This window comes from Streptomyces sp. YJ-C3, from assembly GCF_053891275.1.
Genome location: NZ_CM132685.1, coordinates 4,752,145 through 4,778,233, shown reverse-complemented (window position 1 = coordinate 4,778,233; position 26,089 = coordinate 4,752,145). Strand labels below are relative to the sequence as shown.

21 protein-coding genes are annotated in these 26,089 nt (G+C 70.7%); 12 read left to right on the top strand and 9 right to left on the bottom strand.

Annotated features, from left to right (window positions below; genetic code table 11):
- Positions 1 to 160: 160 nt before the first annotated feature.
- Positions 161 to 2,449 (top strand): ATP-binding protein, encoded by a 2,289-nt coding sequence (locus ACVHNB_RS21300; protein WP_456225589.1) that lies wholly within the window; start codon positions 161 to 163, stop codon positions 2,447 to 2,449.
- A gap of 16 nt (positions 2,450 to 2,465) precedes the next feature.
- Here ACVHNB_RS21300 and ACVHNB_RS21295 read toward each other — a convergent pair whose 3' ends face one another.
- The gene (locus tag ACVHNB_RS21295; RefSeq protein ID WP_428957137.1) at positions 2,466 to 3,041 is read right to left on the bottom strand and encodes a TetR/AcrR family transcriptional regulator; all 576 of its coding nucleotides are present in this window, start codon (positions 3,039 to 3,041) and stop codon (positions 2,466 to 2,468) included.
- 324 nt (positions 3,042 to 3,365) lie between these two features.
- Here ACVHNB_RS21295 and ACVHNB_RS21290 point away from each other — a divergent pair, with 324 nt between their 5' ends.
- The 3 genes from ACVHNB_RS21290 (at position 3,366) to ACVHNB_RS21280 (ending at position 7,763) form a co-directional block, all read left to right on the top strand.
- Entirely contained in the window at positions 3,366 to 3,824 is a 459-nt protein-coding gene (locus tag ACVHNB_RS21290; RefSeq protein ID WP_428957138.1) for a hypothetical protein, read from the top strand.
- A 134-nt stretch (positions 3,825 to 3,958) separates the two neighbouring features.
- A complete protein-coding gene (locus ACVHNB_RS21285; RefSeq protein WP_456225588.1) occupies positions 3,959 to 6,673 on the top strand; it encodes an AAA family ATPase in 2,715 nt (904 codons plus the stop codon).
- Between the two features lie 139 nt (positions 6,674 to 6,812).
- On the top strand, positions 6,813 to 7,763 hold the full coding sequence (locus ACVHNB_RS21280; RefSeq protein ID WP_456225587.1) for an SDR family NAD(P)-dependent oxidoreductase: 951 nt from the start codon (positions 6,813 to 6,815) through the stop codon (positions 7,761 to 7,763).
- Positions 7,764 to 7,810: 47 nt separating this feature from the next.
- Here the strand turns inward: ACVHNB_RS21280 and ACVHNB_RS21275 are convergent, their stop codons facing one another.
- Together ACVHNB_RS21275 and ACVHNB_RS21270 are read right to left on the bottom strand one after the other, a co-directional pair.
- Positions 7,811 to 10,606 carry an AAA family ATPase gene (locus ACVHNB_RS21275; RefSeq protein WP_456225586.1) on the bottom strand — a complete coding sequence of 932 codons (2,796 nt, stop codon included), beginning with the start codon at positions 10,604 to 10,606 and terminating at the stop codon, positions 7,811 to 7,813.
- A 583-nt stretch (positions 10,607 to 11,189) separates the two neighbouring features.
- Positions 11,190 to 11,597, bottom strand: coding sequence for a DUF2255 family protein (locus tag ACVHNB_RS21270; protein ID WP_456225585.1), 408 nt, complete (start codon positions 11,595 to 11,597; stop codon positions 11,190 to 11,192).
- Positions 11,598 to 11,841: 244 nt separating this feature from the next.
- On the opposite strand from ACVHNB_RS21270, the gene ACVHNB_RS21265 reads away from it, so the two are divergent.
- From ACVHNB_RS21265 to ACVHNB_RS21250, 4 genes are all read left to right on the top strand, one after another.
- Positions 11,842 to 12,768, top strand: a complete 927-nt coding sequence (locus ACVHNB_RS21265) for an alpha/beta hydrolase (RefSeq protein WP_456225584.1) — start codon at positions 11,842 to 11,844, stop codon at positions 12,766 to 12,768.
- A 253-nt stretch (positions 12,769 to 13,021) separates the two neighbouring features.
- Positions 13,022 to 13,399, top strand: a complete 378-nt coding sequence (locus ACVHNB_RS21260) for a VOC family protein (RefSeq protein ID WP_456225583.1) — start codon at positions 13,022 to 13,024, stop codon at positions 13,397 to 13,399.
- A gap of 876 nt (positions 13,400 to 14,275) precedes the next feature.
- The gene (locus ACVHNB_RS21255; RefSeq protein ID WP_456225582.1) at positions 14,276 to 15,097 is read left to right on the top strand and encodes an oxidoreductase; all 822 of its coding nucleotides are present in this window, start codon (positions 14,276 to 14,278) and stop codon (positions 15,095 to 15,097) included.
- Positions 15,098 to 15,231: 134 nt separating this feature from the next.
- The gene (locus ACVHNB_RS21250) at positions 15,232 to 15,906 is read left to right on the top strand and encodes a TetR family transcriptional regulator (RefSeq protein WP_456225581.1); all 675 of its coding nucleotides are present in this window, start codon (positions 15,232 to 15,234) and stop codon (positions 15,904 to 15,906) included.
- A gap of 57 nt (positions 15,907 to 15,963) precedes the next feature.
- Here the strand turns inward: ACVHNB_RS21250 and ACVHNB_RS21245 are convergent, their stop codons facing one another.
- The 3 genes from ACVHNB_RS21245 to ACVHNB_RS21235 form a co-directional block, all read right to left on the bottom strand.
- Complete coding sequence (locus ACVHNB_RS21245) at positions 15,964 to 16,902, bottom strand: alpha/beta fold hydrolase (RefSeq protein ID WP_456225580.1); 939 nt, start codon at positions 16,900 to 16,902, stop codon at positions 15,964 to 15,966.
- 430 nt (positions 16,903 to 17,332) lie between these two features.
- Positions 17,333 to 17,896, bottom strand: a complete 564-nt coding sequence (locus ACVHNB_RS21240; RefSeq protein ID WP_428957148.1) for a hypothetical protein — start codon at positions 17,894 to 17,896, stop codon at positions 17,333 to 17,335.
- A 275-nt stretch (positions 17,897 to 18,171) separates the two neighbouring features.
- A complete protein-coding gene (locus ACVHNB_RS21235; RefSeq protein WP_456225579.1) occupies positions 18,172 to 18,930 on the bottom strand; it encodes an MBL fold metallo-hydrolase in 759 nt (252 codons plus the stop codon).
- 417 nt (positions 18,931 to 19,347) lie between these two features.
- Here ACVHNB_RS21235 and ACVHNB_RS21230 point away from each other — a divergent pair, with 417 nt between their 5' ends.
- Complete coding sequence (locus ACVHNB_RS21230) at positions 19,348 to 19,815, top strand: sigma-70 family RNA polymerase sigma factor (RefSeq protein ID WP_428957150.1); 468 nt, start codon at positions 19,348 to 19,350, stop codon at positions 19,813 to 19,815.
- A gap of 349 nt (positions 19,816 to 20,164) precedes the next feature.
- A complete protein-coding gene (locus ACVHNB_RS21225) occupies positions 20,165 to 20,488 on the top strand; it encodes an SsgA family sporulation/cell division regulator (RefSeq protein ID WP_456225578.1) in 324 nt (107 codons plus the stop codon).
- 95 nt (positions 20,489 to 20,583) lie between these two features.
- Here ACVHNB_RS21225 and ACVHNB_RS21220 read toward each other — a convergent pair whose 3' ends face one another.
- Positions 20,584 to 20,778, bottom strand: a complete 195-nt coding sequence (locus ACVHNB_RS21220; RefSeq protein ID WP_428957152.1) for a hypothetical protein — start codon at positions 20,776 to 20,778, stop codon at positions 20,584 to 20,586.
- 143 nt (positions 20,779 to 20,921) lie between these two features.
- Between ACVHNB_RS21220 and ACVHNB_RS21215 the strand changes: the two genes are divergently transcribed.
- On the top strand, positions 20,922 to 21,470 hold the full coding sequence (locus ACVHNB_RS21215; protein ID WP_428957153.1) for a CGNR zinc finger domain-containing protein: 549 nt from the start codon (positions 20,922 to 20,924) through the stop codon (positions 21,468 to 21,470).
- Between the two features lie 55 nt (positions 21,471 to 21,525).
- Here the strand turns inward: ACVHNB_RS21215 and ACVHNB_RS21210 are convergent, their stop codons facing one another.
- Together ACVHNB_RS21210 and ACVHNB_RS21205 are read right to left on the bottom strand one after the other, a co-directional pair.
- Complete coding sequence (locus ACVHNB_RS21210; RefSeq protein ID WP_428957154.1) at positions 21,526 to 22,371, bottom strand: prephenate dehydratase; 846 nt, start codon at positions 22,369 to 22,371, stop codon at positions 21,526 to 21,528.
- A complete protein-coding gene (locus ACVHNB_RS21205; RefSeq protein WP_456225577.1) occupies positions 22,368 to 23,132 on the bottom strand; it encodes a hypothetical protein in 765 nt (254 codons plus the stop codon). The genes ACVHNB_RS21210 and ACVHNB_RS21205 overlap by 4 nt, the downstream gene beginning before the upstream one ends.
- A gap of 1,107 nt (positions 23,133 to 24,239) precedes the next feature.
- On the opposite strand from ACVHNB_RS21205, the gene abc-f reads away from it, so the two are divergent.
- Complete coding sequence (abc-f, locus tag ACVHNB_RS21200) at positions 24,240 to 25,874, top strand: ribosomal protection-like ABC-F family protein (RefSeq protein WP_456228920.1); 1,635 nt, start codon at positions 24,240 to 24,242, stop codon at positions 25,872 to 25,874.
- Positions 25,875 to 26,089 lie beyond the last annotated feature (215 nt).

Below are 26,089 nucleotides of genomic sequence, written 5' to 3'. Positions count from 1 at the left end.
CTGGTGACAGGGGCGACGGCGCTCAAGAAGGCGTGGAGCGGCGCTCGACATGTGAGACGCTCAGACGAATGTTCAATCCAGAACTGCTAGGTTTACCCCCTTCCGAAGCATGGGAACGGCCCTCGGCACACACGCCGACACGTGGCTCGGCGGGGTGGGGATGGACAAGAGTACGTTCGGGCGTCTGTTGCGTGAGGCACGCCAGCGCGCGCTGCTGACGCTGGAAGGCCTCGCCGAGGCCTCCGGGGTCAGCGTCCGGGCCCTCAGCGACATGGAGCGCGGCCACAGCCTGCCGCGCCAGTCGACGCTGAGCGAGGTGATGGACGCGCTCGACGTGGACGAGGGCGAGCGGCGTCGACTGGTACAGGCGGCCACGCGGCGTACGACGCAGGCCGCGGTACCGCGTCAACTGCCGCCCGATCTCATGGTGTTCCGGGGCCGCGAAGACGCGCTGTCGACGGTGCACGGCATCACCGACCAGGTCACGCCGCGGGGCGGACATGTCGTCATCTCCGCGATCGGCGGCATGGCCGGGATCGGCAAGACGACGCTCGCGCTGCACTGGGCGCACCAGGTCGCGGACCGTTTCCCGGACGGTCAGCTGTACGTGAACCTGCGCGGATTCGAGGCGTCGGAGCAGCCCCTGGATCCCGGCGAGGCGCTCGGCGGATTCCTGCGCGCGTTCGGCGTGCCGAGCAGCGACATACCGGCCGGCACCCACGCCCGCGGTGCCCTGTTCAGGGAGCGGACCGCCACCCGCCGGCTGATCGTCGTGCTGGACAACGCCCGTGACTCGGAGCAGGTCAGGCCCCTGCTGCCCGCCGCCGACGGATGCCTGACCATCGTCACTTCGCGCAATCAGCTCTCCGGACTGGTCGCGGCCGAAGGCGCCTCCGTGATCACCCTCGGCGTGTGGCCACCACAGGAGGCGCTCGCGGCGCTGGCGGCCAGGATCGGCCAGGAGCGCTGCGCCGCCGAACCCGAGGCCGCAGCCGAACTGGTGGACCTGTGCGGATTCCTGCCGCTCGCGATCGCCGTGGTCGGCGCACAGCTCAGCGCCACGCCGCGGGTACCACTGAGCCATGCGGTGCGCGAACTGCGGCAGGCCGAGCCGCGCCTGGACGCCCTCTCCACCGACGACCGACGCGTGGACGTCCGCGCCGTCTTCTCCTGGTCCTACCGATCGCTCACGCCGACCACGGCCCGGTTCTTCCGCCACCTGTCCGCGCACCCGGGGCCGGCCGTGTCCGCCGAGGCCGCCGCGTCGCTGGCGGGCACGGGGATGACGGCGGCCCGGCGACACCTGCGGGAGCTGACCGCGGCCAGCCTGCTCTCCCGTGACGCCGACGGCCGCTTCGTCCTGCACGACCTGGTGCGGGCCTACGGCGGCGAACTGGCCGACCAGGAAGGCGACGACCGGCTCGGCGCCCAGGCCCGCCTGCTGGACTACCTTCGCCACAACGCCCACACGGCCAACCAGCACGTGTCGAAACTGGAGCCCGTGCCGGTCCTCCCGCTGCTCGACGGCGTGGTCTGCGTCGCGATGGACAACCGTGACGAGGCCCTGGACTGGTTCCGTCAGGAGGAGTCGACCGTCGGACCCGCGGTGCAGTCCCTGGCGGACCCGCGGTTGCTCGCCCTGCGCGGCACCTGCACACGGGAGTGGATCGGCTACAACGAGGTCATGGGACGCTGGGCCGAGGAGATCCCTGCCGCACGCGTCGGACTCGCCGCCGCCCTGGCACTCGACGACCCGGTCGCCACCGTGCGCAGCCGCTCGAACCTGAGCCGCGCGCTGCTGGAGACGGGACACGCGGACGAGGCCGACGCGTCGATCGGCGTGATGCTCGGCGAACTGCACCTGATTCCACCGGCGTCACGCGCCCGTATCGAGTGCGAGATCGGGTTCTTCCGCTGCCGCCAGGGACGCTTCGCCGAGGCCCTGCAGCACCCGCGCAGGGCGCTGGAGCTCTACCGGGAGACCGGTCAGCGCGAAGGGGTGGCGAGCACCCTGAGCAATATCGGCTGGATCCTGGCCCAGCTCGGTGAGTACCGGGAAGCCATCGACACGTGTGAGGAGGCGCTTCCGCTGCTGCGGGAGACCGGGGACCGCCGTTTCGAGGCCGGGGCCCTGGACGCGATCGGCTGCTCCCAGCAGGGGCTGGGCGATCTGGACGCGGCGGTCGCCAGCTACGAGAAGTCACTGGGCATCTTCGCGGACCTGCTCGACCCCTACAGCCAGGTCGGGGTCCTGGACCATCTCGCGTCCGCCCAGCGCGAACTGGGGCACAGCGCACAGGCGCGGGCCAACTGGACGCGAGCCGCCGAGCTGTTGACCACCCTGCGCAGCGCACGCGCCGAGCAGATGTGGGCCAAGGCCGAGGAACTTCCGCTGGACAAGGGGGAGAAGGCCGGTCCGGCCCGCGGGGGCGCGCACGAGCCTTCATGAGGCACGTCCCCTCCGCTCAGTCCAGGGCCCGCAGTGCTCCGGACACCGCGGACTCCAGGAAATCGCGGTCCGCCCATGCGTTTCCCATGACGTGCAGGCCCTGAATGAACGTGGTCAGAAAGCGGGCCAGTTCCACCGGCCTGTGTCCCGCGCCGAGTTCGCCGCGCGCCCGGGCGCGCTCCAACGCGTCGACGAGCACGGATTCCACGGCGGCCATGGTCGACCGCACCTGCTCGACCGTCGCGGGATGGGCGGCGCGCTCGGTCGCCGCGCTGACGAGCAGGCAGCCCCGCTCGGGGTCGGTGACGTCGGCCGCGGCCATCGCGATCAGTGAGCTGCGCAGCGATGCCCGGATGTCCGAGACGGAGTCCAGCCGTTTCGCGAGGTCGTCGACGAGGCCCTCGCAGTAGCGTTTGAGAGCGCGGGCGTAAAGGCCCTCCTTGGAACCGAACGCCGCGTACAGGCTGCCGCTTCCGATGTTCAGCCGGGCCGTCAACTGCGGCAACGGCGTGGCGCTGTACCCCTGCTTGCTGAAGAGACGCATGGCTCGCTCCACTGCGAGGTCCGTGTCGAATCCGCGAGGGCGTGCCATGGTGATGTCCTTTTCGGGGCGGGGTGTGCCCACGACTGTGCCAGTCGTCCAGGCGGGCGGCATGAGTCGACCGACTGCAAGAACCCGGGCCAAGGACGTCAGCCACATGTCAATTGGGGGTCGGGCAGGACGACAGGTATTCCTTCTCTCCCTAATTCATCCCGTGAAGTGACCGTGTGACACCCGACATCACCTGCCCGTGCGGTGATTGTGCCGGAGGGGGGTGGCGCAGTAGTGACCAAATGCTTATGTTGGGAGCCATGTCCAGCCGGGATTCTGCGGCTAGCCTCGACAAACACTGACGGCAACCGTCCGAGGGTGAACATGCAGCTGCATTTGAAGTACCCGCTGGAGCCCGGCAGTGCGCCCCGGCTCGCGGCTGCCGTCGTCGCGGCCGCGTCCGACATCAGCGGCATCGAGTTGGACTACGGCCCCGACAGCATCGCGCTGGTGGAGGACATCGTCGACGGTTTCCGCAGCGATGGCGCCACGTCCGGCGAGATGGCCGAATCGCTCGTCGCCTTCGGCTGCTACGTCGGCGAGATCCTGGTCCGCCACGCATCCGGCACTTGGCGTCACGCCCCGGCCCCGCACCGGGAGTTCCCGCTCGTCGTGGAACTGCCCGGAGCCATTGAATGCGACCCGATCGACTGGGTGTTCCGCCGCCTCGAGCACGGGAGCGACCTCAGTGTCCGCGCCCTGTATGCGGCGGCCGGACGCGACGGCGCACCCGGCCCGAGTCCCTCCGTGGCCGGTGTTCCGGCGCCGCCGACGCATACCTGAATGTTAAAGTTTCACCGCTTCTCGGAGTCGTACGCCTGTCATTTCTGTCGCCCAGAAGCTGACTCGTCCGCAGGGTCGATGGCTCCGCGGACGACACGTGTGTGATGCGAGATCCTGGCTGGGGAGGGCGCGACGTGGGTGCGCACATACCGGGGAACGGCAGCCTGATCGGCCGCGAGCGGGAACGGGAGCTGGTGTCGGAGCTGCTGGCCGCCCGGCCCGACGGCAGCCGCACCCTGCACCTGGGCGGTGATCCGGGCATGGGTAAGACAGCCGTCCTGCGGTTCGCCGCCCACGAAGCGGCGCGGCGCGAGATCCCCGTACTGTCGACCTCCTGGGCCCCCGCCGAACGCGACCTTCAGTACTCCGCCCTGCATGGCCTGCTTCACCCCCGTCTGCCACGGATCGGTCAACTTCCGCAACAGGAAAGCTCGTTGCTGGAGTCGGCGTTGGGGGGCGACCCCGCGGAATCGACGCCGGAGCACGTCGCACGGGCCGCGCTGCGGCTGCTGACCCTGACACCGGGGCCCGTCCTCGCCTGCGTGGACGACTTCGACCGGCTCGACCCGGCCAGCCGCGCCACGATCGGCGCGATGACCCGGCTCTGCGAGCGGACGCAGGTGGCCATGGTCGTCGCGGAGCGGGCCGCTCCCGGGGCCTGGCTGCCGCCCGACGCGCTCAGCGCCACCCTCATGGCACTCCCCGAACCCGCGGCCCGTGAACTCGTCCACCGCTCCAGCCCGGCGGCGACCCACACGGAGACGGAACTCATTCTCGCCGTGGCCCGGGGAAACCCGCTCGCACTCACCGAACTGTCGCTGAGCGGCAGCGGCCTCGGGGACGCGGCCGGCTTCGGCATGCTTCCCGCGACGCCCAAGCTGGCCGAGGCGTACGCGGAGGAACTGGGGGCCCTGTCGGCGGCCGGCCGGGGCGTCCTGCTCACCGCGGCGCTGAGCATCTCGACGGTCCGTCAGGAGATCCTGGCCGCGAGCGCGGGACTGCCGGGCGGTGCGCGCACCGCCCGGACCGGCCTGGCAGAGCTCGCCGAGCGCGGCCTCGTCGACATGAGCGAACAGCACATCCGGTTCCCGCGACCGCTGATCCGCCTCGCGATCCTGCACGCGGAATCGGCCGCACGCCGGATGACCGCCCACGCGGCCCTCGGACGGAGCGTCACGGACCCGGCCCACGCGGCCTGGCACACGGCCCAGTGCGCGGCGGGAACCGACGAGGAACTCGCCAAGCGCCTGGAGACACTGGCCGACAGCCCTTGGGCGGGCACCGACCTGCTGGCGGCGCTCGCCGCACTCGAATGCGCCGCCCGCCTCTCCCCGGACCCCGAACGCCGGGCGGAGCGGCTGCTGCGCGCCGCCGAACTGGCCTGCCACCACGGACTGGCCGAACAGGCCCGTCAGTACGCCCGCGGCATCGACCCCGCCGAACTCGGCGACCTCGGCCACGCCATGCTCCTGTGGCTCCACGACCTGGTGCCGGGCAACAACCCGGTCGGCCGGGAGCGGATCGCGCACCTGTGTTCCACCGCCCGTGCCATCGCCGCGACCCACCCCGTACTCGCGCAGAAACTGCTGCACGCGGCCGCGGGCCGGTGCTGGTGGCAGCAGACCGGCGCCGCCGACCGCCGCCTGGTGGTGCGGACGCTGAAGGACCTGCGCACCCCGCCCTGGGGAGCACGCGAACTCGCCGCCCTGGCGCTGACCGACCCGCTGTCGATCAGCCACGTACCCCTGCGCACCTCGGAGCCGCCCGACCCCGACGAACGGCTCATCCTCGGCCAGGTCGCCCACCTCACCGGCGATCTCGCCCGCGCGGCGCTGTTCCTCGACGAAGCCGAGGCCACCGCGCGCGCCGAGGGCCGCCACGGACGGCTGCCGCACATCCTGGGCGCCCGGGCCCTCGGATCGATCTGGCTCGGCGCCGAATGGCACACCGCCCAGGCGCGGGCCGCCGAGGGCCGGATGATCGCCGCCAGGTTGGAGCACCGCCCCTACGAGGCCAGGGCGATCGGCGCCGAAGGCGTCCTGGCCGCCCTGCAGGGCAGACATGACAAGGCACTTGAGTGCGCCGCCGAGATCGAGGCGGCCTCCCTGCACCTCGGCCAGGGCCAGCACCTGAGCCTCGCCACCCTCGCCCGGGTGCTCACCGCCTCCGGCACCGGACGGTACGCCGAGGCCTACACCCAGCTGCGCTCGTCCTTCACCGAACTGCTGACTCCCTACTCGTTCGAGCAGTTCTGGGGGCTGCCGTTCCTGGTCGAGGCGGCCCTGCCCGCGGGGGAGACGGACGATGCCAGGGCCGTCGTAGCGGAGATCAAGAGCCGGACCCGCACCGGGCGGGCGCCCCTGCTCGCCCACAGCCTCGCCTACGCCGACGCGGCGCTCGCCCCGGACGACGAGGCGGAGGACCGCTTCCGCGAGGCGCTCGGCGACGGAGCCGACCAATGGCCCCTGCTGTATGCCATGACCCGGTTCAGCCACGGCGTCTGGCTCCGGCGCCGACGCCGCGTCGTCGAGTCACGCGCCCCGCTCACCGAGGCCGAGTCCGTCTTCCGGTCGCTCGGAGCCAAGTCCCGCGCGGAGCTGGCCGCCTCGGAACTGCGGGCGACAGGCCGGCCGGACACCGCCGGCCCCGGGGCCACCGCGGCGGCGCAGATCCTGTCCCCGCAGCAGTTGACCATCGCCCGCCTCGCCGCCCAGGGCCTGACCAACCGAGCCATCGGCGAACGCCTCCACCTGTCCGCCCGCACCGTGGCCTCGCACCTCTACCAGATCTTCCCCAAGCTCAACGTCACGTCGCGGGCACAGCTCGCGGAGAAGACGGACCTGCGCTGAGCTTGCTCACCCGCAACAGTGCCGTGGCGGGACTGTCGGTGATCCATCGGCGACATGTCGGTGGTGGCTGTGACTGTGGGGGCCGTGCTGCCCGGCAAGCCGCCGCAGCCGTCCTCATCAGCAAGGGAGTCCCGCCGCCATGTCGCCCGTATCCTCCGCCCCGCCCTGGAATGTCCATCGGCTGCCGCGTGCCGACGGCCGCGTCTTCCTGGTCACCGGCGGCAACGCCGGCATCGGATACTTCGTCGCGGAGCAGTTGTCGGCAACAGGAGCGACCGTCGTACTCGGCAGCCGGAACCCTACGAAGGCCGAGGCCGCCACGGCCTCGATCCGTGCGCGGGTCGCCGGTGCGCGGGTACGGGCCGTACGGCTGGACCTCGCCGACCTCGCGTCGCTGCGAACGGTGGTGGATTCACTGAAGGTCGAACGCCTCGACGCGGTGGTCCACAACGCCGGCGTCGCCCTCGACGACCCGCCGCGCGAGGAGACCGGGGACGGCCACGAGCTCATGTTCGGCACGAACCACCTCGGACACTTCGTCTTGACCCACTGGCTGATGCCGCTGCTGTCCGCCGCGCCGGCGGCCCGCGTCGTGACCATGGGCAGTTTCGCGGCCAAGTCCGAGCGGCTCGACCTCGACGACCTGCAGTCCCGGCAGGACTACCGTCCCAAGCGGACCTACGGACGCTCCAAGCTGGCCCAGATGCACTTCGGCCTCGCACTCGACCGCCGCCTGCGCGCTGCCGGCAGCGCGGTGCGGAGTGTGGTGGTCCATCCCGGCGGCGCGCTGGACTCCCTCACCCCGTCACGGCCCCCGATCCATGTGCGGCCGACCAGCGCGCGGCTGACCGCGGCACCGGCGGCCCTCCTCGTCCAGGGCAAGCATGCGGGCGCGTGGCCCGCCGTCCGGGCGGTGCTCGACCCGGCCGTGCGCGGAGGCCAACTCTGGGGACCGCGCGTCTTCGGCCTGCGCGGCGAGCCCCGGAACGAGCCGCTGTGGAACCACCTCGCCGACACGTCCGTCGCCGCCCGCTTGTGGGATGCCAGCCGCGACCTGACCGGCGTCGCTCCCGATACCGCCCTTGCATAGCCCGAACGGTCGGGAGGGACGCGAACGGCCCGGCCGAACCGGCCGTGTCAGTCGGTCGGTTCGTCGCGCAGCGCCGCGGCCAGCTGAGATCGGGCCGTCACTCCCAGCCGGGGGAAGATCCGGTACAGATAGGCGCCGATGGTGCGCGGCGACAGCCCGAACTCCGCACCGATCTGACGGTTCGACAGGCCGCGTCCGGCGAGGGTGGCGATGCGCAGTTCCTGCGCGCTGAGCAGATCCCTTGCCGGCACCGGCCGGGGCGCGGCCGAGGTGATCGCCACCGCCCGCTCCCCGGAGGCCCGCAGTTCCTCGGTGATCCGGGCGACCCGGGCCTCGGCACCCATCATGGCGAAGGTGGCCGCCGCCTGGCGCAGGGTGACGCGGGAATCGGTGAACTCGTGCCGCCGCCGCAGCCAGCGCCCGTGGGCCAGGCGCAGGGAGGCCTCCGCGAAGTGGTGCTCGGACAGGTCCATGGTGAAGGCCCGCTCGTACAGTGACGCTCCGTCCCGGTCGTGCGCCAGGACGGCCTGGGCCACGGCGAGTCCGACCGCGACGATCGGGGCGTGTTCGGGGCCCAGCTCCCGCGCGAGCTGCCGAAGCCTTTCGCGTGCCTCGTCCGCCGCGTTCGCGGCCGCGGCCGCCTCCGCGTACGGCACGAGGGCGAAGAGCGCCGCGGTGCAGTGCCCCGGTGTGGCCAGCAGCCGCGAGAGCATGGCGTAGCCGGTGGCGAAGTCGCCGCTCTCCACGTGCGCCCAGCCGATCCCGACGGCGATGATCTCGTCCACCCGGGCCACGGACCGTTCGGCGACGTCGAGTTCACGGGCGTCGGCCGCAAGGGGGACGGTGCCGGTGCGCAGACCCCGTGTGAGGCGTTCGAGGAGCCCGGCAGCGGTCATGTGGTGGTCCCGGCCGTGCTCCTCGGCGTTCTCACCGCTCTGCCGGAAGGCCCGTTCGGCCTGCCCCCAGTCGCCGGTCACCAGATGCGCCAGGCCCTGTCGGACGAGAACGCTCGGCATCCGGTCGTGCAATTCATGGAAGAGGCAGCGACGCTCCGCCTGCCGGTACAGGTCCAGGGCCCGCAGGGGAGCCCCGGCCAGCAGGGCCGCTTCGCCCAGACGCTCCAGGTGCTGTACGGGCAGGTTGCCTCGCTCACCGAACGCGGGCAGGCGTTCGATGACGGCCGTGGCCCGGCGCAGTGGGGCAGCCGTGGCCGTGGCGTACAGCAGCCGAGGGTCGTCCGCCCGGTCCGGCAGCCGGTCGAGAAAGCCGAGGAGCGAGTTCACGCGCTGGGTGTCCCTGATGACGGCCGGAGCCACCAACTGGGCCAGCTCCAGCGCACTCTCCTGCTCGTCGGCGTCGACCGGCGCCGGCCAGGTCTCGGGGTCCGTCGACCGTGCCGGGGCGCCACCTCCCGGCCGCGTCAGCGTCTCGGCCCAGAGAGTGCCCAGCGGCCCCAGCGGATGACGCAGCGCGCGGTGCGCAAGTGTCCGCGCCCTGCGCACCCAGCCCGTGCCGTACGCGAGTTGGGCCGCCCGCAGGAGGCAGCGCCCCTGATCCTCGGGCCTGCTGTGCAGGTCGGCCGCGCGCCGCAGCAGCCGCACGGCCGTGGCCGTCTCGTTCTGTCGCAGCGCGGTGCGGTGCACGTCCTCGAGGCGGCCGGCGAGGTCCGGGTCGGGCCCCTGGACCGCCTGGGAGAGATGCCACATCTGCCGGACGGAGCCCTGCTTGAGTTCGGCGGCCAGGGCCGCGTGCGCGGAGCGGCAGCGTCGGGGGCCGGTGCCGTGGACCACGGCACCGGCTGTGGCGGGGTGGCTGAAGAGCAGCCGCATGCCGTCGAACATCACGATGCCCTGGCGCTCGGCGGGTTCCACGGCGGCGAAGTCCAGCGCGCCGCCCGCCAGTCGCGCAGCGGCCGCCAGCAGGACCGGGATGTCCGCCGTTGGGTGGAGGGCCGCCACCAGCAGCAGATCGCGGGTCCCCGCGGGAAGGTGGACGGCTCCGGGGGCGAGGGCGGAGGCCAGCCGGTCGGACGAGGCGGGCAGGTGGGGGAGGGAGCCGTCGATCCTGGTGGGGAGTTCGAGGAGTGCCAAAGGGTTGCCGGCCGCGGTGGCGAGCAGCTCGCGCACGGCCTGGGGATCGTTGCCCGGGCGCCTCATCGCGAGCAGGGCGGCGGACTGGGCCGGCGCCAGCGGGTGGAGCGGCAGCTCCGGCGGGCCCTCCGGTGAGACCGGGCGGGTGTGCGACGGCCGTGAGGTCATCAACAGACCCAGAGGACGGCCCGCGGTCCTTCGAGCTACGAACGACAGGACATCCCTGGTCGGTCCGTCCAGCGCGTCCCAGTCGTCGACGGCGACCAGCAGCGGCCGCGCGGCGCTGACCGCTTCCAGGACGCCGAGCACGGTGTAGGGCAGCCGTGCCCGGTCCGTTTCCGCGGGCGCCCCGTCGACCAGGAGTGCCTCCAGCGCCTGGAACTGCCGGTCGTTCAGGGGCCGACGCGCGTCCCCCAGGATCGGCCAGAGGATCTGGAGCAGCCCGGCGAGCTCGGGGGGCCGGGTGCCGCGGACGCCGTCGCACCGCAGGACCCGCACTCCGGCGGCCACGGCCAGTTCGACGCCGACGTCCAGGAACTCCGACTTCCCCGATCCCGCGACACCGCTCACGACCAGCGCGGCTCCGTCGGTCCGGGCGTCGTGCACGAACGCGCGCAGTGCGTCCAGTTCGGCATCGCGCCCGATGAGTACGGAAGCGGCCACAGGCTCGTTCGGTACGGCGGTGCCGGGCGGCGGCGTGTGGTGGCCGAATTCGTCGGCCGAAGGGGCGGCGATCTCGGCCCGCGTGTTCATGGGTACCCCCGTTCTCGGCCGTCGAGCGTTCCCGTGCGAACCAGGGGCCCTCCTGCCTGGTCCCCATCCCACCGGACACACGGCCGCCGTAACAGGCAGTTCGCATGCAGCTTGGTTCCCGCCGGACTCGCAGGATGCGCCAGGGGCGGACGGCATGGGCATGCCGCGGCCATCGCGGCGCCCCAAATCGCCTGCACGACGTCACTCTTGAAGGAGAACGGTCAATAGCGAACCGCGGGCGCCCAGTACCGCAAAGAGATGCGTCTCATGGCGGGGATTCCTTGTTCATGGTTGTCATGAATGACGCTGGAAGAATCGTTCCGGCGGGAGACTCCTCCGCGGCTCCACCGGAGGACGGGCCCGCAGACTCCTCGCAGACGCCGATCTACGACGCGCTCCTCGCTGAATGGAAGGAGCAGCGCAAGACCCTGCCCGCGGAAGCCGTCGCGCAGCGGCCGGGAGAGGCGGAACCGCCGGGCTCGCGGCGGCAGGCGTGGCGTATCGCTTCGTGACAGGAGTTGATCGGCGGACTGCCGCGTGATGATCGGCACAGACCTGCGGATCGCTCCATGACCAGGGTGTCTCAGCCCGTGCGGTCGGCCCCGGCGAGCGTCTGCGTCGACGCACCGGCGGGCGGGGCCGGGTCGATCCGTACGGTCGCCGCCCGCGCAGCGGCGCTCGCGACGAGAGCTGAGGCCGCCGACCCGTACTTGGCACGGTAGGCGGCCTCGATGGCGGCGACGGGCCCGGCCTCATCGGTCCGCAGGAGCACGTCGCGGGTGACCGTACCCACCCGGATCCGGCCGTGCCCGTGCTCGTGCGCCGCCCGGTACCAGCCCGAACCGACGCCCCGGAACGCGCGTACGTACAACTGCCCGTGGACCAGGACCATGCCGGTCTCCACGCCGGGGTGTCCGACGTCCCCGGCGGTCAGGACGAGGGAATCGGTTCGGCCGAGCAGGGCGAGGTCTGCGGGTGTCCAGGGGGCCATCAGGTCGGTTCCTCCGGTCTGCCGGTGCCCGGCGTATCGATGACGCCAGTCTCGCCGCAGCAGACACCCATGCGGAACACGTGTGAGGGGGAAGGTTCTTTCCCAGGCAGAAACCTGTCTCTTTTCCCTCCCTGGATCCAAGGCGATCGTAGAGACGTTCCCGGACACACAGCCGAAGGAACGAACCACCGGAACCGGACCCTGTTCCGGCCCGAACGCCCCACGGATTCCCGAGGAGACCTCCATGTCCCAGACCAGCGTCACCTTCGACAGCGCCGGCATCCGGATCGCCGCGCACCTCTACACCCCCGACACCCCGGAGGCGGGACCGCGCCCGGCGCTCGTGGTCGGTCACCCCGGCACCAGCGTGAAGGAGCAGACCTCGGGCACCTACGCGCGGCGGATGGCGGAGCGCGGATTCGTCGCCCTCGCCTTCGACGCCGCGTACCAGGGCGAGTCCGGCGGGCTGCCCCGCGGGCTGGAGGACCCCGCCCAGCGTGTGGAGGACTTCAAGGCGGCCGTCTCCTACCTCGGCACCCGCGCCGACGTCGACGCCGACCGCATCGGCCTGCTGGGCATCTGTGCCTCCGGCGGCTACTCGCTGTCCGCCACCGGCGGGGACCACCGCGTGAAGGCCGTCGCCACCGTCAGCGGTGTCGACGTCGCCCGCCAGTTCCGGCTCGGCGCCGACGGCACCCAGGACCCGGCCGTCTTCCGGACCCTGCTCGACGCCGCCGCCCGGGCCCGCACCGCTGCGGCCCGTGGCGAGGACCCCGGCGTGATGACCATGTTCCCCGAGACCGCGGAACAGGCCGGCGCGCTCGGCGGCGAGCACGGGATCGAGGGATTCGAGTACTACTGCACCCCGCGCGGCGAGCACGAGCGCTCGGCCAAGTTCCTCGCCTGGGAGAGCCTCGACAAGCTCGCCTTCTTCGACGCCTTCCACGCCGTCCCGCTGATCGGCCCCCGCCCTCTGCTGCAGATCGTCGGTACCCGCGCCGTCACGTCCTGGATGGCCGTCGACGTCCACCAGCGTGCCACCGGCCCGAAGGAACTCCACTGGATCGAGGGCGCCAGCCACGTCGACCTCTACGACAAGAAGGAGGCCATCGACCTCGCCGTCGACAAGCTCGCCGACTTCTACACCGAGCACCTCGCCCAGGAGCTCTGATTCACCGACCGCGTCGGGGTCAGCGGATGTGCGGACGGCAGCGCCGTAGTTCGGGGGCCGGTCTGCCGGTCACGAGTTCGTCCGCGACGAGCCGTCCGACGGTGGGTGCCAAGGGGATGGCGGAGTGCATGACTGCGACGTAGGCGGAGCGATCGTGTGTCGCGTATCCGATGAGGGGTCCGTGCGCGAGCAGGGGGCGTCGGCTGCCGAAAAATGGATCGTCAGGGCGGGGTGATCCTCCTACCCTCCCGCCATGCAGATCGTTGTGACGCTGGACTGTGTCGACACCGAGGCGCAAGCCGAATTCTGGCTGGCCGCGCTCGCTCCGCTGGACTATCAGCGCGGCTTCCATGGACCTCCCTACCTGAGCCTGGTCGGGCCCACTCCTGCACCGACTCTTCTCCTGCAACAGGTTCCAGAACCAAAACAGGGCAAGAACCGCATGCACCTTGATCTCGACTTCGGCACCGCAGACCTGATGCTCGAGGTCAATCGCCTCGAACAGCTGGGCGCTACGAGACTCTCTGAAGAACTCAGCGAACACGGCTTTCGCTGGATCGTCGTTGCCGACCCGGAGGGCAACGAGTTCTGCGTATTCGATCCCCCGGACAGCATCGACACTGCGCAATAGATACGAGGCCAGGCCGAGGCTCCACCTCCGGCCTGGCCCGCCGAACTGCGAGCGGACGGTGAAGGAATACGTCGCGTCCCGCGCTGCATCCCCACGGTGATGGGTCAGGCCGTTAGCAGCGTCACCTCGCTCTGTTGCGGCCCCACTTCACGCCTGCGTCAGTACACGCCTCGACACGCTCACACCGCACATCCGCACCCCCGCGATTCGACAAGAGGCCACTGGACCTTTATGGTGGATGACGTAAAGGTCCGGTGGCCTCTTATGGGAGCGGGTGTGGTCCGGATGGCAAACACAAGCGCCGCGCACCTGGCCCGCACACCTCTGGGCGGCTCCGGCGTGCTGGTGCGGCCCGTCGATCTCGGGCTGCTACGAGGCGAGCGGCGCCCCCGGGGCGACCGGTGGCCGGGTTCGGGTTCAACGAGCAACCTTCGACGGCCACCCTGGGTACGTCAGATCCGCCTGCGAGGCCAGCCTTCGCCGGGCCCACGGGCATCGAGGCACAGGTGCTCCCGGCATGCCAGCGCCTGGGCGTCACCCTCGGGCGCCGAGTCAGACCCCGGCGACTTCCGGTCGACACTGCCCACCCTCCAGGGCGCCAACGTCGAGCTCAACCGCCAACTGGTCGACGCCCTGCAGTAGTTCGCCACGGCGACGGGGCGCGCCCCGGGTCAGGTCGCGGCTCGAGTGCGGCCGGTACGGAGCCCGCACGCCACGACGTGGCACGCCGAGACCGGGCAGCGCACTTCACGGCCTACGGGAAACGTCGCCGATCCGGCCTGCGCGCCGGATCCCGCACATGAGCGCACCTCACGCACCGATCGACCAACTACCCACCCCCGTAACGAATTACGACACAGAAACCGAGGCGTCACCATGAGCACCAAGACCTGGCTGATCACCGGAAGCTCCCGCGGACTGGGGCGCGTCCTCGCCGAATCGGTGCTGGAGGCGGGGCACCACGTTGTCGCGACCGCCCGGCGCACCGAGGCTCTGGGGGAGCTCGCCGACAAGTACGGCGACCGCGTCCGCCTCGTCACCCTGGACGTCACCGACGCCGACGCCGCACAGCGGGCGGTCCAGGCCGCCGTCGAGGCGTTCGGCCGCCTGGACGTGGTCGTGAACAACGCCGGCTACGCGGACATGGCCGCGATCGAGGACATGTCCGGCCAGGCCTTCCGCGACCAGATCGAGGCCAACCTCTTCGGCGTCGTCAACGTCACCCGGGCCGCGCTGCCCGTCCTGCGGGCGCAGGGCTCCGGGCACATCATCCAGATCTCCTCCGTCGGCGGACGCGTGGGCGTCCCGGGCCTGGGCGCCTACCAAGCAGCCAAGTGGGCGGTGGGCGGCTTCTCCGAGGTCCTCGCCAAGGAGGTGGCCCCCCTCGGCATCAAGGTGACCGTCGCCGAGCCGGGCGGCATGCGCACCGACTGGGCGGGCTCGTCCATGAGCACCCCACCGGTCAGCGCCCCGTACGAGAAGGTCGTCGGCGCCACCATCGAGGGCATCCGGAGCCAGGACGGCAAGCAGCCCGGTGACCCCGCCCGTATCTCCCAGGTCCTCCTGGACCTCACGGAGGCTCCGGAGCCGCCCCTGCACCTGCTGCTCGGCAGGGACGCGGTGGCCGTCGCCGGCGACGCGGCGCGGTCCCTCGCCGCTTCCGACGCCGTGTGGCGGCACGTCAGCGAGTCCGTATGACCCGTGCCGCCTCCGCCCCGGCCTGCGCCACGCCCCCGAAGAGCACCGGGCCGGAGACGGGACCGGCGGGGGCGTAGGGTTGCGCGGGCGGTGCCGGTCGGGGCGCTGTGCGGGTGCTCTTCGAGGAAGCGACGATGACAGACGTTCGGCCGACGGACTTTCAGCGCGCGCGCAGCGCCGAGCAGCGCGAGGCCCGCAAGCAGGCCATCCTCGAGGTCGCGACGGAACTGCTCGCAGAGATGCCCGTCAGCGACATCAGCCTGCGGGAGCTCAGCCGGCGGGTGGGACTGTCGAAGACCAACGTCGTGCGGTACTTCGAGACCAGGGAAGCGGTGTTCTTCGAGCTGCTCAACCGTTCCCTCGCGCAGTGGATCGAGGAGCTGCCCGCAGACCTGCCACCCGCCCGGGAGCCTGGGACGGTGTCCACGCGGGCCGTGGTGGAAGCCTTCGCCCGATCCCTCGCCCGCCGGTCCCTGCTGTGCGAGCTGTTCAGCTCGCTGGGCTCGGAACTCGAACGGAACATCTCCGCGGAGTCGGCCCGCGTGTTCAAGCTCGCCCACGTCCAACTGCTGGGCGAACTCGCCCAGTTGCTGCGCCAGCACATCGCCGGGCTGACCCCTGCCACCGCTCGCGAGCTGGTCTCGCTGACCGTGGTCTGCACGGCCGGACTCTGGCCCTTCGCCCACCCCTCGCCTGCCGTGGCCGAGGCCCAGCAGGCTCCCGAACTCGCCGACACGCGCGTCGACTTCGCGGATCGGCTGGGCCGCACCCTGCACATCGCGGTGATCGGGCTGCTGAGCCTGGACTGATCTCCGCGCAGGACACGGCGGCCCGAGCCGTCGCGCAAGCGAGGGGAGCGGGCGCTGTTATGCCGCGGCCTCAGTCTCGGACACGAAGCCGAAGACGGCCCGGTCGAACAGCTCGGGTTCCTCGACGTGTCCGAGGTGACCACTGCGCTCCAGGATCACCAGCCGTGCGTCCGGGATCAGGTCGTGCAGCTCTTCGCTCCAGCGCACACCGCAGATCACGTCGTGCCGGCCCACGACGATCAGCGCGGGGACGCCCAGCGCCTTGAGAGAGACCCGGTCGTCGATGACATCAGGGCGGAGGTTCTCGTCCAGACCGGAGATGAACACCGCTCGCACCGCGTCGCGAAAGGGCGCCCAGCGTTCCTCGTTGCCCCAGTAGTCGGCGAAGTACGAGGGCAGGACTCCGCGCGCCACCGCCGCGGTCTCCTCGTCGCTGGAGATACGGGACATGGCGCCGAAGGCGGCGAGCACGTCCGGGAGGCCGGGGTGGCCGGCGTGCTCGGCGGCGAACTTCTCCACCATGCGCGCGGCCTGCGCACCGTGCTCGGGCCCCGTGACCGGCGCGCCCCCGTACAGCACCACACCGGCCAGCCGGTCGGCCCGGTGGACGGCGTGGTACGCGGCGACGAAAGCGCCGTGCGAGTGGCCCAGCAAGTACACCTTGGCCACGCCCAGTTGATTCACCAGGTGCTCCAGGAAGCGGCTGTACCGGTCGCGCGTGTAGCCATGGGGGTGGGAGGGCAGCCGGCCGGACGCGCCGGTCCCGATCGGTTCCACGTACACCATGGTCAGGTGCTGTTCCAGCAGCGGCATGCGCATGTAGTCCCAGAGGATGCCGGGCCCGCCGGAGTGGACCAGGCACACCGGGCCGGTGCCGTGGACGTGGTAGCGCTGGGTGATGCCGCCGACGGTGACGGAGTGCGTGCCCGGGGACAGCGGGCCGGACGGGGTGTCCGAACTCCCGTGCTGGCCAGGGGTGTTCGCGGTGACGCTCATGGTGGCTCCGTTCGAAACAGGGACGGAAGACAGCTGATGACACCGACACGATGCTGAGGCAGCCGCCGAAGTTCGGTTCCTCCGCTGTGACCTGCGCCACTCCTGGTAATGCGTGGACCGCGGCTGGTGAGGGTCTCCGTCATCCGGCGCCTGCACGTCGAGGGGATGCTGCCGTTGCGCACCGCGTCGGCCCATGAAGCGCTGTGATGAATCACCGGTGTCATGTGTGCGGAGCGGGCGGCTACGACGCAACACATGTATGGAGCTCCGGGGAATCACCCGGATTTCCTTCGGAGCTTCAGGCGCCGTGCGTCCGGCGTCCATGCCGTGGGCGGACGGTGACGTGCAGCGCGGTGGCCGGTGCCAGGACGGATGGCACCGGCTCACAACCGGGAGACGCGACGACCGGTCCGTCCCGTACCGTCGCGGGCTACTTCTTGTCCGGCTCGACGAGCGTGTACATCACCGAACGCTCCTGCTTGTGGCGCCGGATACGGCCCTTGGCGACGAGCGACTCCAGGGTGTTGCGCACCACCTGCGGCGTCGGCGTCCGGTCCGGGTGCTTCTCCAGCAGTTCGTCGCGCAGGTCCTTCGCCAGGCGCGGCTCCTTGTACGCGGAGAGCAGCTCTGTCAGGAGCTCCCCGAGCAGCGGCTGACGCGGCTTCTCCTTGCCGCCGGCCTTGCCGGAGCTCTTGCCGGACCGCGCCGCCGCGGGGCGACGTGCCTTGCCGGGAGCGGAGGTTGCGGACTTCGTGGTGGACCGCGGGCGTGTGAACGTGGCTTCGTCCTGTGCCTGCTCCGGCAGCGGCGGTGCCTCCACCGGGCCCTGGAACCGCTCCGTGAGGCTCAGGATGTCGGTCAGGAGAGCTTCCTCCTGCTTCAACATCTTGATCTTCTCGGACAGTTCCCGCTGCTGGCGGCGGTTCTCCTCGAGGTCCGATGCGGCTTGCTCGACGTACCGCGACCGGAGCGTCTCGGTTGATTGGCTGGCCACAACCGGTTCACTCTCCCTTGCGTTGAATGGTGGCAGGCATCGTACCCAGACCAGTGACGGCCACCGAAGTTCGCGAACAACTTTCTTCCCCGTACTGCCAGGATGTATGTCATTTCTGTTCGAACACTGTCGTGCGTCGCCTGGACTGTGTGACACACCGGCCCCACGCGCCGACCTGGGTACTCACCCCGAACGTACCTCTCTGAAGAGGCCGGCGCAGCGGATGCGGCAGATGGTGGCGCCCGCTTCCCGGCCCGGCCGGGGTGTGCGGCCCTTCAGGCACGTTCGCGCGCCAGGTCGACGGCATGTTTCACCGCGCCCTGGTACGCAGGACCATGCCCGGGCAGGACCACGTCGGCCGGCACGGGCTCGAGGAGGGAGAGCGATTCCAGCGCCCGGGCACGGTCGGTGTGGAACATGCCGGGGAGCAGCTGCGGGCCCTTGATACGCGAGGTGGCATGGGCCGTCACCAGGGCGTCGCCGGTGACGAGGATGCCGCTTCCGGGCAGGTGGTAGGCCGCGTGCCCCTGAGTGTGCCCGGGTGTGTGCACGGGGACGGGGCCGCCCGGCAGGTCGAGCGGGCCCGGTGCGGGGAACGCGCGGGGATCGCCGATCTTCATGTGCGCCGTTCCGCCCGACCGCACGGCGTGCAGCGCCCAGGGGAGCACACCGGGCCGCCAAGCCTGCGCCAGCACCTGGCCCGCGGTCACCTGATGGAGGAAGTCGCGCCGGGCGTGCGGTACTTCCGCCTCGTGCATCAGCACTGGTGTGCCAAAGGTGGTGCGCAGATGCTCGGCGGCACCGATGTGGTCATTGTGGGCGTGCGTGATGAGAACGGCGCTGACGGCTTCCGGGGCGAGGCCGACAGCGCTCAGGGACGCCAGCACGGCCTCCCGGTCGCCGGGATAGCCGGTGTCGATCAGCGTGCAGCTGTCGCCGTCTTTGACGATCACCCAGTTGGTGTTGCTTCCCGAGACGAGGTGGACCGAGTCGTTGACGCGCACCACGGCGTCGTCGCTCAGGACCTTCTGCATACCGGTACCTCCCGATGGTGGCTGCTCGGCCGTACGGACGGCCGACGCCGTGAGTGCCACCAGGCTAGCAACGTGCATTTGGTGTCGCGTTCACGATGGGCTGTGCGGAAACATGTGTGTGTACACGTGTCGACGGGCGAGATGCCTCACACTTGAGGTGTGAGACTGTGAGGGCAGGGCATGTACTGGGATGCTTGGTCGACTCCAGGGTGTGACCGTGTTCCACGGCGACACATGTACTCATGACAGGTGAACGGCACACAAGCGGCGGGGTTCCGGTACGGGAGCCTGCCGGTGGCGCGCCGCGGTGGCCACGTCCGGCCTCCACCGGCTGCATGGAGAGAACTCGGGACGGCTCAGAGGACTATGGCTATACCTTCCACAGTGGTGAACGGGTCGGACCTGCTCGGTGTCATCATGCGAGAACACAGGGACGGACTCATTTCCTACGCCGAGAAGATGCTCGGCGACCACGGGCTCGCCGAGGACATCGTGCAGGAGACGGCGGTCCGGGCCTGGAGCAACATCGATCGCCTCGTCGGGACGGAGGGATCGGTCCGCGGCTGGCTCTTCACCGTCACACGCCACCTGGTCATCGACTGGGTCCGCAAACCCCATGCGCGCCGGGAGGTGGTGGGAGCCCGGTACGACGATCCGCTGTCCGCGCGCCACAGCACCGACCGGGTGGACGACTCGCTGGTCGCAGGGCCCCTGTTGCGGCAGTTGTCACCGGAGCACCGCGCGGTCCTGGTCCACCTCTACCTGTGCGACCGCACCATCCAGGAGACCGCCGGAATCCTCGGTGTGCCGACAGGAACGGTCAAGTCCCGTCACCACAATGCCCTGCGGAAGTTAAGAGCCCTGGCGCCCCTCGAAGCGGCCTGATCCGCGGCGACGGGGCGAGGGGCGAGGCGCGGCGGGGGTGGGCGGTGCAGGATCCGGACCAGGGACGGCCGGTCTGAAGCCGGCCGTCTGCGGACGCCGGCGCCTCGGCGTCTCACGTCTGACGGTCAAGTGACTGATGGTGGGGACGCCGGTGTGCACAAGAGTGAGGACAACGAACGCGCTCCACGAAAGGGGAGACCCCGTCATGAACGGCGAGCAATCCGAACTACGGGTTCACCAGGCGGAACCTCGGACTCTGCCCGAACTCTCCCTGACCCTCCAGCGCGTACTGGATGAGTACGTGCGGATACCTCTGCGTGCGGAGTTCCGCTTCGATCCGGACGCACCCATGATCATTTCTGCCACGTTCGCGCACGGCCGGGGCTCCAGCGTGACCTGGCACATCAGCCGGGAGCTCCTTCGCCAGGGCCTCTACGAAGAATGCGGCGACGGTGACGTGCAGATGTGGCCGACGCGCTTCGACGAGGAGCGGACGTGGTTGATGCTCGAGTCCCGGGACGCGAGTGCCGTCTTCGAACTGCCGGTCCCGACGATGGCGGAGTGGATCGAGTCCACCTACCAGGCGGTCCCGGCCGAGGCGGAGTCCGGCCTGCTGGACTGGGACGGCTTTTTGGAGGACCTGCTCGGGAGCGGCGAACTGCCGTCCGGCTGACGCGCCTGGGCCGGTGGCGCGCCGCAGGTCACGGCGATGACGCTCCGGGCGGACCGGAGAGCGGAGGCTCGCCCGTCCGGCCAGGACGCCATCGGTCAGAGCGCCGCGCCGAGGTAGGCCGCGACCGCCAGGCCGCGCGCCCGCTGGGTGGCCATCTCCACGGCCAGGGCTGCGGCGGGGTCCGACGTACGGGCGTCGTTGCAGTTCACCTTGCGGTTGAGGGCCAGCATCGTTTCGTCCACGCTCGGCGTGCACTGTCGACGCTCCTTGCGCTGCCGCTTCGTACGCATGGATTCCTCCCGGGTGCCGGCCATTGAGTCGACACCACTCTAACAGGTGACGTGATGCACTGCCGGATCCCTGGCTGCTGCCCTGTGGTCGATCGGGGAGGCGAGGCATTGCATATTCGGCAGTCACCAGTCAATATGGTTACGTGAATCATGCCTTCCCCTGTGGGACGCTCCCACTCGACTTCGTCGGCACTCTGCGCGCACGGCGCAATGAGGCACCGACCGAGAAGCTCGCCACGCCCGAACTGCTCGACGACTGGTTCGTCGAGTCCGAGATGCTGGACACGCCGCCCGACGCGGACGAGGTCGATCTGGAGACCGCGATCGACCTGCGCGAAGCGATCTACTCCCTGGTCGCGGCGCGCCTCGCGGGCGAGACTCTGCCCGCCGCCGACGTCGCCGAGGTGAACCGGCACGCTGCCGGCCTGCCCGTGAAGGTGCAGCTCGGTCCCGACGGAGTGCGGCACACCGGGTCCGTCTCCCAGGGCCTCGCGGCCCTGGCCCGCGCCACGGTCGAGATCCTCGGCGGCGACGAGGGCGCCCTGCTGCGCGAGTGCGCCCGCCCCGAGTGCACCCAGGTCTACCTCGACCGCTCGCGTGGTCACCGGCGCGAGTGGTGCGCCATGCGGACCTGCGGAAACCGGGTCAAGGCCGCCGCCTACCGGGCCCGCAAGAGCACCGCCGGAGTCTGACGCACGCGCGTACGGCAACCCGCCGCCGACGAGCCCGCCGCCCCGGCGGCGTGCGTCATGCGGTGCGCCCGCCCAGCCGGTGCGAGTGCGCCGGGTAGACGCCGAGAACACGGACCTCCGAGGAGAAGAAGCGCAGCTCCTGCAGGGACAGCGCGACCCGGGTCTCGTCGGGATGCCCCTCGATCTCGACGTAGAAGCAGCTGGGGTTGAGGCCCGCGCCCATCTGGTAGCTCTCGATCTTGGTCAGGTTCACCGCGTTGCTGGCGAAGCCGCCGAGAGCCTTGTAGAGGGCGCTGGGGATGTTCCGTACGGCGAAGAACAGGCTCGTCATCGTCGGCTCGTCCGAGAGCGGCGCGAAGTCCGCGTCGCGGGACAGGATGACGAAGCGCGTCGTGTTGTCCGGATCGTCCTCGACGCCCGCCTGCAGCACCTCGAGGCCGTAGTGCCGGGCCGCGGCGGGCGGGGCGAGCGCCGCGTGGCGCGGGTCGCCCAGTTCCGCCACCTCACGGGCCGCTCCCGCCGTGTCGTCGCTGATCAGCGTGCGCCAGCCGCCCTCGCGCAGCACCTTGCGACACTGCCCGAGCGCGTGCACATGGCTGCGCACCTGCTCGACCTGCGCGAGCGACGCACCGGGCACTCCCACGAGGTCGAAGCGGATGGCGAGGAAGTACTCGCCCACGACGAACAGGCCGGATTCCGGCAGGAGATGGTGCACGTCGGCCACGCGCCCGGCCGCCGAATTGTCGACGGGGATCACCGCCACGTCGGCGGCGCCGAGCGTGACGGCGTCCAGCGCCTGTTCGAAGCTGGTGCAGGGAAGCTCTGTGCATCCGGGGAACAGCTTCTGGGCAGCGGTTGCCGAGTTGGAAGCGTATTCGCCCTGGTATGCGACGCTCGTCACGGTGGTTCACCTTCGGTCGGAGAGCTGGCGCCGTCGGTCAGCAGGAGATCAACCGTAGACCGAAGGTGCTGCAACGCCGCGAAGCTGTCCAAGAGGAGAGACTCCAGGGGATGGCGCGCGTCGTGCGCGGGGAACAGGACCGTGTGCTCGTACGCGGCCGTCACGACGCGCTGCACCAGTGCCGCGGCCCGTCCGACCCGGTCCGGCAGGGGCGCGCGGGCGGCGAGGGAGACGAGCCGGCCCAGGCCGGGCCCGTTGTGGAGGTCCGCCGTGAACCCGAGGCGTTCGTGGCGCAGCAGCGCCGCCAGCTCGGTCGCCACGGCCTTCGGCTGCAGAGCGGAGGTCGCCGCAACGCGCGAGGAGTCCGCGGCCGCGCCCAGCGCCGCCAGCTCGCCCGTCAGCCGTCCGGCCGCGCCCAGGGCCATACCCGTGACCGCCGTCCACACGAACGAGGAGTGCTCCCCGTACAGCGCCCGGCCGGAGGAGTGGCTTGCGTGGCCCGTCGGCACGAAGAAGCCGTGCAGCGGGAAAGCCGCGCCCGGAGCGAGCGGGGCGTTGACGCAGCCGCCAGTGATGCCGGTCGATGCGGGCAGGCTGCGGGAGGGGACCACGTAGAGGTCGGGAAGGCGGTGGTCCGCCTCGGTGTCGTCGGGCCCCTGCCCTGGCCGGGGCAGCGGAAGCACCAGCCAGGGCCCGAGGCCTGCAGAGGCCGGTACCCGCCAGCCACCGGAGAGTGCGAAGCCGCCCGGAACCGGCCGCACGGCGGGCGAGCTCCCCGCCGTCGGCACCGGCACCGCGTGGGGCAGCGATGCGGTCCAGTTCCATCGGCAGGTGAACGATGCCCAAGCCTTTCCAGGGGCTGCGTACGCCTGGGATTCATGGGCCACGAAGACCTGGGCCGGGTCGGCACCGGGGCCTACCGGTGCGGACGTCGAGGCGGCCCGGCCGATGGCCGTGACCTGTCCGGGCGAAGCCAGGGGGTGTACGCGTCGATCCTTGTGCACGGTTTCTTCTGGTGGGTGCGGAGGTGTGTGTGGCGGTGCGCTCTCCTCTTGTACGTGATGATGCGGAGGAGCGGTCGCATCGCCGTGCCCGCCGGGGTGGAAGGGGGACGGCACACCCCGGCGGGCAGGTCGGGCACCGGGTTTTCGCCCGGTCAGGCCAACGCCGTGGCCTTGACGGTGGCGGGGATGTTGCCCCGCGTGGCCTTGGAGCAGGGGCAGGTCCGGTGCGCGGCCTCGCCCAGGGCGGAGGCGGTGTCCTGCCCAGCCGAGCTCCTTCGGGACGGCCAGTCCGGTCGTGAGGAGCCTGTCGCTCGCGGCGACATGGCCGCCGTTACGGCCCTCGCCCGTCACCGTGACCACGCGGTGTAGCTGGTGCTCATCGTCTCCGTCTCCTCGTATCAGGCTGATGAAGTCGTGGACCTGCGTCGTCGACACCGGCGAAACGGCGGTGGCACACCTCAGCATCCGAGAACCGCCTAGTGAGGTGACTTGTGAGTGTGAGGTGTGCAACGCCGAACACGTATCTCGCATTATGCCTAAACGGTCCGGCTCGTCCATACCTCGATGGGGGAAGTTGCGCTGAGCTGGCGGCGTGTGCGAGCTCCGGAAGGACGCATCGTTCAAATGCAGTGCGGACGCGGCGATGCGTTTGCTACGCTCAAGCTCCCTTTCGTCGTGTGTTGAGGAGACTGCTGTGGCAGGTGAAGACGACATCTCCGGGTGATACCCGGTTGTGATGGCCACCCGTCGATGGATGCCTGACGCGTCCGCCGGTGTGGTCCCTTCGTCGTCCTCTCATGCCCTGAACTCCCTTACGCGGTGGAGTGCTCCACGCATTCCCGCGTTCCACACGAGGAACTCATGATGTCCGACGCCGCCGTCATCTGCTCGAACCTGTCCTTCGCCTGGCCCGACGACACCCCCGTCTTCGAGAACCTGTCCTTCACTGTCGGCCCCGGCCGCAACGGCCTCGTGGCGCCCAACGGCGCCGGCAAGAGCACCCTCCTCAAGCTGATCGCCGGTGCGCTGCGGCCCACCGCCGGATCCGTGACCGTCTCCGGTTCTCTCGGCTACCTCCCGCAGAGTCTGCCGCTCACCAGCAGCCTCACCGTTGCCGAGGTCCTCGGTGTGGCCGAGGTGATCAAGGCGCTCGACGCCGTCGAATCCGGCGATGTGAGCGAGGAGCACTTCACTGTCATCGGCGATGACTGGGACATCGAGGAACGCACCCGCGCCCAGCTCGACCGCCTGGGACTGTCCGACATCGGACTCGACCGCGCTCTCGGGACCCTCAGCGGGGGACAGGTGGTCTCGCTCGGTCTGGCAGCCCAACTGCTCAAGCGACCCGACGTCCTGCTCCTGGACGAGCCGACCAACAACCTCGACCTCGACGCCCGGCACCGGCTCCACGACGTCCTGGCCGACTGGAACGGCTGCCTGATCCTGGTCAGCCACGACCGCGTACTGCTCGACCGCATGGACCGCATCGCCGAACTCGACCGCGGTGAACTGCGCATGTACGGCGGGAACTTCACCGCGTACGAGGAAGCGGTCAAGGCCGAACAGGAGATCGCCGAGAAGAACGTCCGCAACGCCGAGCAGGCGCTGAAGCGGGAGAAGCGGGAGATGCAGCAGGCCCGCGAGCGTGCCGAGCGCCGGGCGAGCAACGCCGCCCGCAACCTCAAGGACGCCGGTCTGCCACGGATCTTCGCCGGGAACATGAAGCGCGGGGCGCAGGAAGCCGCGGGCCGGTCGGGGCAGGTGCACGCGGCCCGGGTCAGTGAGGCCAAGTCCCGCCTGGACGAGGCCGGACGCGCGCTGCGCGACGAACAGCGCATCACCCTCGACCTGCCCGACACCCAGATCCCGACCGGGCGCACCGTCTTCCTCGGTGAGCACCTGCGGGTCCGGCACGGGGACCGGTCCCTGTTCGCCGGCGACGGCATCGACCTGTCGATCCGCGGTCCCGAACGGATCGCGCTCACCGGGCCCAACGGCGTGGGCAAGTCCACCCTGCTGCGCCTGATCAACGGCGAACTCGAAGGGGAGGGCGGCGAGATCAGGCGCGCCGACGGCCGGATCGCCTACCTGTCGCAGCGCCTGGACCTACTGGACCTCGACCGCACCGTCGCCCAGAACTTCGCCGCCTACGCGCCGCACCGCACGGAGGCCGAGCGGCTGAACCTGCTCGCGCGCTTCCTGTTCCGGGGCGCTCGGGCCCACCTCCCCGTGGGCGCCCTGTCGGGTGGTGAACGCCTGCGTGCCACCCTGGCCTGCGTGCTGTGTGCCGAACCCGCTCCCCAGCTCCTGCTGCTCGACGAGCCGACGAACAACCTCGACCTGGTCAGTGCCGGGCAGTTGGAGAGCGCACTTACCTCCTACCAGGGTGCGTTCGTGGTCGTCAGCCACGACGAGCGGTTCCTGAGCGAGATCGGCGTCGACCGGTGGTTGCGGCTGGAGCACGGTGCACTGACCGAGGTCGCAGCTCCCGAGGTGTGAGGCCGGCCCGCTCCCCGCGCCGGACTGTCGTCCGGTGCGGGGAGCGGATCCGGACAAACCTGCGACGCACCCGGCGGCCATATGTCCGCAGGGCCGTGCGACGCGTCGCGTCGGCCGACAACATGCCAGGTGTTTTCAAGACAGCCGTGACGAAGCCCACCCCCTACGCTTAGGCTGCTCGATGCCCCGAAAGGTATGGCGGTGGGACGTGCGGC

Excerpts from the sequence above, each read along its gene's own strand:
- ACVHNB_RS21300 (WP_456225589.1), top strand. The coding sequence starts at position 161 with ATGGACAAGAGTACGTTCGGGCGTCTGTTGCGTGAGGCACGCCAGCGC.
- ACVHNB_RS21295 (WP_428957137.1), bottom strand. The coding sequence starts at position 3,041 with ATGGCACGCCCTCGCGGATTCGACACGGACCTCGCAGTGGAGCGAGCC.
- ACVHNB_RS21290 (WP_428957138.1), top strand. The coding sequence starts at position 3,366 with ATGCAGCTGCATTTGAAGTACCCGCTGGAGCCCGGCAGTGCGCCCCGG.
- ACVHNB_RS21280 (WP_456225587.1), top strand. The coding sequence starts at position 6,813 with ATGTCGCCCGTATCCTCCGCCCCGCCCTGGAATGTCCATCGGCTGCCG.
- ACVHNB_RS21275 (WP_456225586.1), bottom strand. The coding sequence starts at position 10,606 with ATGAACACGCGGGCCGAGATCGCCGCCCCTTCGGCCGACGAATTCGGC.
- ACVHNB_RS21270 (WP_456225585.1), bottom strand. The coding sequence starts at position 11,597 with ATGGCCCCCTGGACACCCGCAGACCTCGCCCTGCTCGGCCGAACCGAT.
- ACVHNB_RS21265 (WP_456225584.1), top strand. The coding sequence starts at position 11,842 with ATGTCCCAGACCAGCGTCACCTTCGACAGCGCCGGCATCCGGATCGCC.
- ACVHNB_RS21260 (WP_456225583.1), top strand. The coding sequence starts at position 13,022 with ATGCAGATCGTTGTGACGCTGGACTGTGTCGACACCGAGGCGCAAGCC.
- ACVHNB_RS21255 (WP_456225582.1), top strand. The coding sequence starts at position 14,276 with ATGAGCACCAAGACCTGGCTGATCACCGGAAGCTCCCGCGGACTGGGG.
- ACVHNB_RS21250 (WP_456225581.1), top strand. The coding sequence starts at position 15,232 with ATGACAGACGTTCGGCCGACGGACTTTCAGCGCGCGCGCAGCGCCGAG.
- ACVHNB_RS21245 (WP_456225580.1), bottom strand. The coding sequence starts at position 16,902 with ATGAGCGTCACCGCGAACACCCCTGGCCAGCACGGGAGTTCGGACACC.
- ACVHNB_RS21235 (WP_456225579.1), bottom strand. The coding sequence starts at position 18,930 with ATGCAGAAGGTCCTGAGCGACGACGCCGTGGTGCGCGTCAACGACTCG.
- ACVHNB_RS21230 (WP_428957150.1), top strand. The coding sequence starts at position 19,348 with ATGCGAGAACACAGGGACGGACTCATTTCCTACGCCGAGAAGATGCTC.
- ACVHNB_RS21225 (WP_456225578.1), top strand. The coding sequence starts at position 20,165 with ATGATCATTTCTGCCACGTTCGCGCACGGCCGGGGCTCCAGCGTGACC.
- ACVHNB_RS21220 (WP_428957152.1), bottom strand. The coding sequence starts at position 20,778 with ATGCGTACGAAGCGGCAGCGCAAGGAGCGTCGACAGTGCACGCCGAGC.
- abc-f (WP_456228920.1), top strand. The coding sequence starts at position 24,240 with ATGTCCGACGCCGCCGTCATCTGCTCGAACCTGTCCTTCGCCTGGCCC.